General features: G+C 37.8%; 8 protein-coding genes and 1 pseudogene. 3 read left to right on the forward strand and 6 right to left on the reverse strand.

What is annotated here, in order from left to right:
• Window positions 1-15 precede the first annotated feature (15 nt).
• A complete protein-coding gene (locus HRT50_RS05140; RefSeq protein WP_291612020.1) occupies window positions 16-702 on the reverse strand; it encodes a cytochrome b/b6 domain-containing protein in 687 nt (228 codons plus the stop codon).
• A gap of 346 nt (window positions 703-1,048) precedes the next feature.
• On the opposite strand from HRT50_RS05140, the gene HRT50_RS05145 reads away from it, so the two are divergent.
• On the forward strand, window positions 1,049-2,722 hold the full coding sequence (locus HRT50_RS05145) for an amidohydrolase (protein WP_291612022.1): 1,674 nt from the start codon (window positions 1,049-1,051) through the stop codon (window positions 2,720-2,722).
• 130 nt (window positions 2,723-2,852) lie between these two features.
• Here HRT50_RS05145 and asnB read toward each other — a convergent pair whose 3' ends face one another.
• The 4 genes from asnB to HRT50_RS05165 form a co-directional block, all read right to left on the reverse strand.
• Window positions 2,853-4,517 (reverse strand): asparagine synthase B, encoded by a 1,665-nt coding sequence (gene asnB / locus HRT50_RS05150; protein ID WP_291612024.1) that lies wholly within the window; start codon window positions 4,515-4,517, stop codon window positions 2,853-2,855.
• A 367-nt stretch (window positions 4,518-4,884) separates the two neighbouring features.
• Window positions 4,885-5,142: a Rho-binding antiterminator gene (locus tag HRT50_RS05155; protein WP_291612027.1), complete on the reverse strand. Its 258-nt coding sequence runs from the start codon at window positions 5,140-5,142 to the stop codon at window positions 4,885-4,887.
• A 40-nt stretch (window positions 5,143-5,182) separates the two neighbouring features.
• Entirely contained in the window at window positions 5,183-5,428 is a 246-nt protein-coding gene (locus HRT50_RS05160; protein ID WP_291612029.1) for a DUF2024 family protein, read from the reverse strand.
• A 27-nt stretch (window positions 5,429-5,455) separates the two neighbouring features.
• Entirely contained in the window at window positions 5,456-6,202 is a 747-nt protein-coding gene (locus tag HRT50_RS05165) for a hypothetical protein (RefSeq protein WP_291612030.1), read from the reverse strand.
• 110 nt (window positions 6,203-6,312) lie between these two features.
• On the opposite strand from HRT50_RS05165, the gene HRT50_RS05170 reads away from it, so the two are divergent.
• Window positions 6,313-6,867: a MarR family winged helix-turn-helix transcriptional regulator gene (locus HRT50_RS05170; RefSeq protein WP_291612033.1), complete on the forward strand. Its 555-nt coding sequence runs from the start codon at window positions 6,313-6,315 to the stop codon at window positions 6,865-6,867.
• 120 nt (window positions 6,868-6,987) lie between these two features.
• On the opposite strand, the pseudogene HRT50_RS05175 reads toward HRT50_RS05170, so the two are convergent.
• Window positions 6,988-7,431, reverse strand: a pseudogene (locus tag HRT50_RS05175) (diguanylate cyclase); the annotation flags it as partial.
• An 83-nt stretch (window positions 7,432-7,514) separates the two neighbouring features.
• Here HRT50_RS05175 and HRT50_RS05180 point away from each other — a divergent pair.
• The coding region (locus HRT50_RS05180) for a transposase (RefSeq protein WP_291612034.1) at window positions 7,515-7,781 on the forward strand (267 nt) is incomplete at its 3' end.

Below are 7,781 nucleotides of genomic sequence, written 5' to 3' on the forward strand. Positions count from 1 at the left end.
GTATTTAACTAGAATTTAATAGTAAAACTCTTCAAGTACCGGTGCATTAATGATCACCAGCCAATAAACAAAACTAACACAACAAACGGCGACAATACAGCCAAGAATAAGTTTGGAATGTGGAATAGCATCAACAGCGCTTACCTGATCAGCGGCTTTTTTTCCGGTGATCATGGGGAGAACTAAGTTTTGCTTTTTAATGCGCCAATAGTAGGTAATAGCGCCAATGTGTAAAGCAATAGCTGCGATCATAAAGTCAAAGGTGTTGTGATGGATAAAAGCCATTACTTTCTCTAAATCATTACCAATACTGCCGTAGTATGGCCCTGAGGAAAATATATCATCATTGATAAATAAACCGCTAATGGCTTGTAAAGAGATTAACACAATCATCATTACTACCATCAATGCACCTAAGGGATTATGCCCAGGGGTTTTTTTATTCTCTTTTGCTGGGTGTAAATAGCTGATAAGAGTTTTAGGTGAGGGGATAAACTGGGAAAATCTCGCATGTTTTGGCCCAATAACACCCCATAAAATTCGAAAGGCAATTAACGCTAAGGCAACGAAACCCAATTGCATATGTAATTCAACCATTTCTCCGTCTTGCTCTGAGGTATACCAGCTAGCCAAAATAGTGATGGCAAAGCTCCAATGAAAAATGCGTAAGGGTAAATCCCAAATAAGATGTTTTTCTGTCACGTGATAACCTTTAATTGCCCAAGGGGGTGGTGATTTAGGATGTTATTTTACCCTAAGTTACTATGTAAAGTTAAGTCGCTAAATGTTACTTGGGTTAATTACTGTTTATTTATAGATAGTAACTTAGTTAACCTACAGCTGAATTAGGCCAGAGAAATAGACTTATTAAAGTAATATTAATGGCTTTTCTTACATTTTTGGAATTTTTAAAGGGGCTCTAATATTTTTAAGGAAACATATTTTAATAGGATTTTGAGGCTTAAGCATTTTTTTTATATGTTGTCAGGGGTATGATAAGGTTAATTAGCTCCCAGCTTTCCTAAATAAGAATAAAAATAGAAATATCATGAAGAAACTTCAATTTATTAGTGCCATTACTTCACTACTCATCACTACGCCGCTGATGGCGCAAACAACCTTAATAAAGAATGTAAACGGTTACACCCTTAGTGGTGATACCTTAATGAAATTTTCTGCCATCTCGTTTACTAATGACACCATCAATAAAACATATCAAGCAGGTGAAGTCGTTGATTTAGCGAATGATGTGGTGGTTATTGATGGCCATGGTAAAACGATGCTGCCAGGATTAATTGATGCACATGGTCATGTACTCGGCTATGGACACAGTTTGCTGCGCGTTGATCTGGTTAATACGTTTTCTGAAGATGATGCCGTTAACCGTACAATAGTTTATGCCAAAGATAATCCATTATTGAGCTGGGTTCTAGGTCGGGGCTGGAACCAGGTGCAATGGTCTAATAATGCTTACCCTAATGCTAAAAGTTTAGATAAAGCTTTTCCGGACAAACCGGTATGGCTTAGACGAGTTGATGGTCATGCTGGCTGGGCAAACGCTAAAGCCATGGCGTTAGCGGGAATAACTTCAGCGAGTCAATCTCCGGCTGGCGGGGAGATAATAAGAGATGAAAATGGCCAACCTACCGGTATTTTCATTGATAATGCTATGGAATTAATTACAGCAAGCATCGCTCAACCATCACGTACAGAAGATAAGCTAGCGTTAACAAAAGCAATGTATTCATTGGCAAGTTTGGGATTAACAAGTGTCCATGATGCCGGCATAGATCAAAAGAATATTAACTTATATAAAGAACTGGCCAGTGAAAATAATATGATTATTCGTATTAATGGCATGTTGTATTTACCCAGCGAAAACTGGCAACAACAATTAGCCGATGGCCCTTTTAAAACTGACAATGAAATGTTTATTTTTAACAGTGTAAAAATTCAAGCGGATGGCGCTTTAGGTAGTAGAGGAGCGTCTTTAATAGATGATTATAGCGATCACGCGGGACATAAAGGTTTATTATTACATGATAATAAAACCTTACAGCATTATATTAGCTTTGCCATGAACGCTGGCTTTCAAGTAAACACTCATGCCATTGGTGATAATGCTAATAAATTGATATTGGATCTTTATCAGCAAAGCATTGCTAAAAGTAACACTAAGTTATTACGCCATAGAATAGAGCACGCACAAGTGCTGCGCTTAGTAGATATCCCTCGTTTTTCCTCACTTAATGTCATTGCCTCAATGCAAGCGACACACGCCACTAGCGATAAAAACATGGCTGTTACTCGTCTTGGCGAGCAACGTATTTTAGGTGCATATGCATGGCGAAAGTTACTTGATAGTAACGCTATTATTGCTGCCGGCTCAGATTTTCCGGTAGAGTCGCCCAATCCGTTTTATGGTTTACATGCAGCCATTACTAGGCAAGATCACAATAATTCACCCCAAGGCGGTTGGTATGCGGATGAGAAAATGACACCTGTTGAAGCGTTGAGAAGTTTTACCCTCGATGCCGCTTATGCGGGTCATCAAGAAAAGCTAATAGGCAGCTTAGAGACAGGTAAAAAAGCTGATTTCATTCTGCTGGCCAATGATATATTTACTATGCCGGCAAGCCAAATATGGCAAAGTCAGGTGTTACAAACATGGGTAGCAGGTAAAAAAGTATTTTCAGTTAACAATGAATCAAGCGTTAATTGAGCCCTTTTATAATTTGTTAACACTTGGCTAATAACCTGTTGTTAATTCGTTCAGACAATCAAAAAAGCCGATGTTTTTAAAATATCGGCTTTTACTTTTTCTCGTTAGGCGAGTTCGTTACCAGGGGGTATTAATAACTCTCGTTATGAACACTTAATACAGCACGACCCGATGGATCAGCATTGTTTTGAAAGCTTTCATCCCAAGCTAAAGCTTCTTCGGTACTACAAGCAACAGACTTGCCACCCATAACACAATCCGCAGCCGAAGCTAATGGGAATCGTTCTTCAAATATACAACGATAGTAATAACCTTCTTTATTATCAGGAGTATTCACCGGAAATCTAAAGCTAGCACTTTCTAGCTGCTGATCAGTCACTAGCGCTGCAACATGGGCTTTTAAACCATCAATCCAAGAGTAACCAACACCATCAGAGAATTGCTCTTTCTGACGCCATAAAATCTCTTTAGGTAAATATCCTTCAAAAGACTCACGTAAAATGGCTTTTTCCATTTTTCCATTGCCACACAGTTTATCTTCAGGGTTGATGCGCATGGCAACATCCATAAAGTTCTTATCTAAAAAGGGTACACGTGCTTCAATACCCCAAGCAGACATAGACTTGTTAGCACGTAAGCAATCAAATTTATGCAATCTATCGAGTTTACGGTTTAGCTCTTCATGAAAGGCTTGTGCGTTTGGCGCTTTATGGAAGTATAAATAGCCACCAAAAATTTCATCAGCACCTTCGCCTGAAAGTACCATTTTAATACCCATAGCTTTAATTTTACGGGCCATTAAATACATAGGAGTCGAAGCACGAATAGTAGTTACATCATAAGTTTCTAAATGATAAATAACTTCTTTAAGCGCATCGATACCTTCTTGCTCAGTAAAAACAATACTATGGTGGATTGTACCAATGCTGTCAGCAACGGTTTTTGCGGCAATTAAATCAGGAGAGCCGGCAAGACCACAAGCGAAAGAGTGCACTTTTGGCCACCAAGCTTCGCTTAAATCGTTTTCTTCAATTCTACGGGCAGCAAACTTTTGCGTAATGGCAGAAATTAATGATGAATCTAAACCACCAGATAATAATACGCCGTAAGGCACATCCGTCATTAGGTGACTTTTTACTGACTCTTCTAATGCTTCACGAATTTTAGTGGTACTGGTGGTATTGTCTTTAATTGCAGCATAGTCTTGCCAGTTGCGTTTGTAGTATTTTTGTAGCTTGCCAACGCGGCTATCTAAGATATGCCCAGGGGGAAATTCTTCAACAGTTTTACAAATAGGCATTAAGGCTTTCATTTCAGAGGCAACATAAAAGTTACCATCGCTATCATAACCAGTGTAAAGCGGGATAATGCCAATATGGTCACGGGCAATCAAATAAGAATTGTCTTTTTCGTTATACAAAATAAAGGCAAACATGCCTTGTAGTTTGTCAACAAACTCAACACCAAACTCTTCATACAAAGGTAAAATAACTTCGCAATCAGAAGCTGTTTGGAAATCGTAATCAACAGTTAAGTTACTGGCTAATGCTTTGTGGTTATAAATTTCACCGTTAACCGCTAGAACATTGCTTTTATCGCTGTTGTATAGTGGCTGAGCGCCATGCTCAGTATCAACAATGGATAAACGTTCATGCACTAATATGGCATGTTCGCTGTGATAAATGCCTGACCAATCAGGACCACGGTGACGTAAAAGACGAGAATATTCTAACGCTTGAGGACGAAGTGCATCTGCACCTGTTTTTATATCTAATATACCAAAGATCGAACACATTGAAGCGCTACTCCTTTATTAATATTGTTATGTTAACTTTTTAGCTGAAATAGCAAGTTAAGCCGAATTGTAAGGCCGGTTTTTTTATAAGAGGGGAGCCTGACCATACCTCTGTCGTTTATTTTTATCTCAATAAATAGTTAAATAATATAAAGTGAGAATAAAGCAACACATTTACTTTGACAGTTTTTATAGAAAGATCAATACCAAATAGTAAAGTTTTTGCACTAAAAGTTATAACTATAGTTATTTTAATAGCTCAACTGGTTAATCTTGTCGGGAATGAGAATATTGCCGATATTCTCATTTAGGGTTAAATTCTCATCTTGAGTTAAGCTATGTTTGGCATGTTCTTAAATTTTTAAGATTATGGCCATTCCACAGAAAAGTTATGCTGCTCTATTTTACTGTCTACGGCTTGTAACTTTTTAATTTTGGTTAAAAGCACATAATGAACTATGTAATCCTCTTTGATCAGCAGAACTTCTTTATCTTCAATAACATTAATATCAAACGCCATTCCTTGGTATTTCTCGTTGCTGTTAGTCGAAACCAAAATTTGGCTACGACGCATACATACAATCTCAAAATAGTCATGGGCGTCACAAGATATGCGCTTGTTCATTAATCACCTCTCATCATAAATCACTTTTTGATATAAATATTCAAAGTCGAATAATACTGTGCCCTTGAGTTGTTATGTTTTTTTGAACTACTGGATTGGCTATTTCACTATGACAAAAATTGCAGCGACTTTGCTCTATATTCTCACTTTGTATGCCAAAAGTAGCTAAGTAATCTTCAGCATACTGTTTTACCTGACTAATATTCTCATCATTAACTAGAACATCAAAATGAACATAATCACCAGTAGCAGTGTAGACATGAGTGTCATAAACGTGAATTTTCATAATATTTCCTTTTCATTCAACTTGTGATTATTGGCTTTTTCCGGGTAAACTTAAGTCACCTGAAGCAATGTCAAAAACATCCGTTACACATAACAATGGTGCGTGTACTTGCTGATTTATCTTCAACCCTGCTGTAACCCCATCAAATGAGAAGTTGTCACTAAAACCAATAGCAGATAGAGGAACCCTTACTAACACTTCTGAACCTTCTAAGGAAAAATCAAAGCCAGGGCTATCAATAAATATGGGCAAATTTGGCCATGTTTTAGGAAGCGCTGGTGAACTACCTTTTTCAATATCTTTAACTTTCAAAGCTCCTTCGCCACAAGCATTGTCAGGTACTAATACCACCCAGTGACTATGCCACTTATCACCGTCGTTGCTTTTGTTTCCATCATTATCTTCATCATATAAAGGTGTATCGTCAAAGTCTGGGTGGACCGTTAACGCTAACGCTAAAATACCTTGGTCAGCCTCAAAACCAACCGCTGCACTATTTAATGATGTTGGCCAGACATAGCTAAATACATCAGCACCAGCTAATTTTCCATTAGCTACAGGCAGCTTTGCACCTACCTGTCCTTTTACCGCTTGTTGGAAGATTAAGTGTGAACCTTGCGTAGTGACTTTTGCATGTACTATATCAAATTCAGTGGCAACGCCTGGTGATACAGGAGCCTGTATATGGCCACTGTGTTTATTATGGGCTAGCCCGCTGGTAGTAAATAATGCAGTGCTTAATGCCGTAGCTATAATTAGGTTTGAGTTTTTCATTCATATTCTCCACATGTTTAAATAAATATAGTTTCGTATCGAAACTATATTTATTTAAACATGTTAAATCTATGCTTGTCAAATATGTTTTGACTCGATACTATTAAGCTATGAATGATGAACTATTTAATTTAATCGAGCGCTTAGCTAATTTACTTCGACAAGAGACTCGCGCAGAAGGGCTGAGCCTAGGTTTACAACCGGTTCAACAAGAAGCTCTTTATTATCTGTCTACTTGCAATCGGTATTCGGATACAACGTTGGCCGTTACTGAGTTTTTGGGCTTGACCAAAGGCACTGTTTCACAATCACTTAAAGTGTTGGAAAGTAAAAAACTAATTGTCAGAGAGAAAGACAAAAGTGATAAACGCATAACTCATTTAAAAGTGACAGAAGTCGGTAATATTTTTTTAGCCGAAACTTGTCCTCCGAAAAAGTTTACTGAAGCTGTCACTCAATTGTCAGGTAAAGACCAGAGCAATACCGCTACCTTACTGTCTGAAATACTGAGGAATTATCAAAGAACAGCAGGACGCAATGCTTTTGGTGTGTGTCGAAATTGCAAGTTTAATCAAAAAAGCTCAGAAGGTATTGTCTGTGGCTTAACTCAAGAACCATTAAGTACAGAGGACACTATGCTAATCTGTCGAGAATATTGTACTTAAAATAGATCAAACAATTACTTTGAATTCACATTTAGAGTGAGAATTGACGAGAAACATAATTCTCATATACCATGTTAAGTGTTTGATTTAGTGACACCCATACTCTCATTCTCGAGCTGATTAACCACAACGATTTTCCCTACCAGAATGAAATAGGTAATTATTACCACCTAAATTCTTTACGTTATACATAGCATCGTCTGCATGAGATATTAATGATTTGTCATCTTTACCATCTTCAGGATAACTCGCTATACCGATACTTGCTCCAACCGTTACTCGGTGGTCGGTTATCTCAACTACCTCTTTAAAACGGGCTAAAATTTTTCTTGCAATAACCGCTGCTTTCTTTCTTTGGCCTAAAACCGGCAATAAGACAATAAATTCATCGCCACCGAAACGACAAACAATGTCCTCCTTACGCAATGATTGTTTAATTTGATGGGATACTTCTTGTAGTAATGCATCGCCTGTTTCGTGACCGAAGTTATCATTAATGGGTTTGAAATTATCTAAATCAATAAATAACAAAGCTAAACCATGTTGATGTCTAATCGCTTGTGCTAATGCTTGCTTGCCCCCTGTGTCAGGATTGTTGTCGCCTCAATTAATTTTATAAATAAACAGAGGGCGGTAAGTTAAAGCGAGTGGATTATCAAAGGTATTCAAGTCAATTTAAAGAAGCAATATTAAACAAGCTCAGTCAAAGTGATTTGTCAGTCCGTAAGTTTGCAGAGCAAGAAGGCATTAACCTCTCAACCCTGTATAGTTGGCAAAAGCAATTTAATACCTCGGGTTTAAACGTGACAAAAGAGAGTTCGTCAGATAAGTGGTCAAGTGAGGAGAAGTTTGCAGTTGTACTGGAAACCGCCACACTATCGGAAGTTGAGTTAAATGAGTATTGCCGAGTTAAG

The organism is Colwellia sp. (assembly GCF_013215345.1).
In the GTDB taxonomy this organism is placed as follows: Bacteria; Pseudomonadota; Gammaproteobacteria; order Enterobacterales; family Alteromonadaceae; genus Colwellia.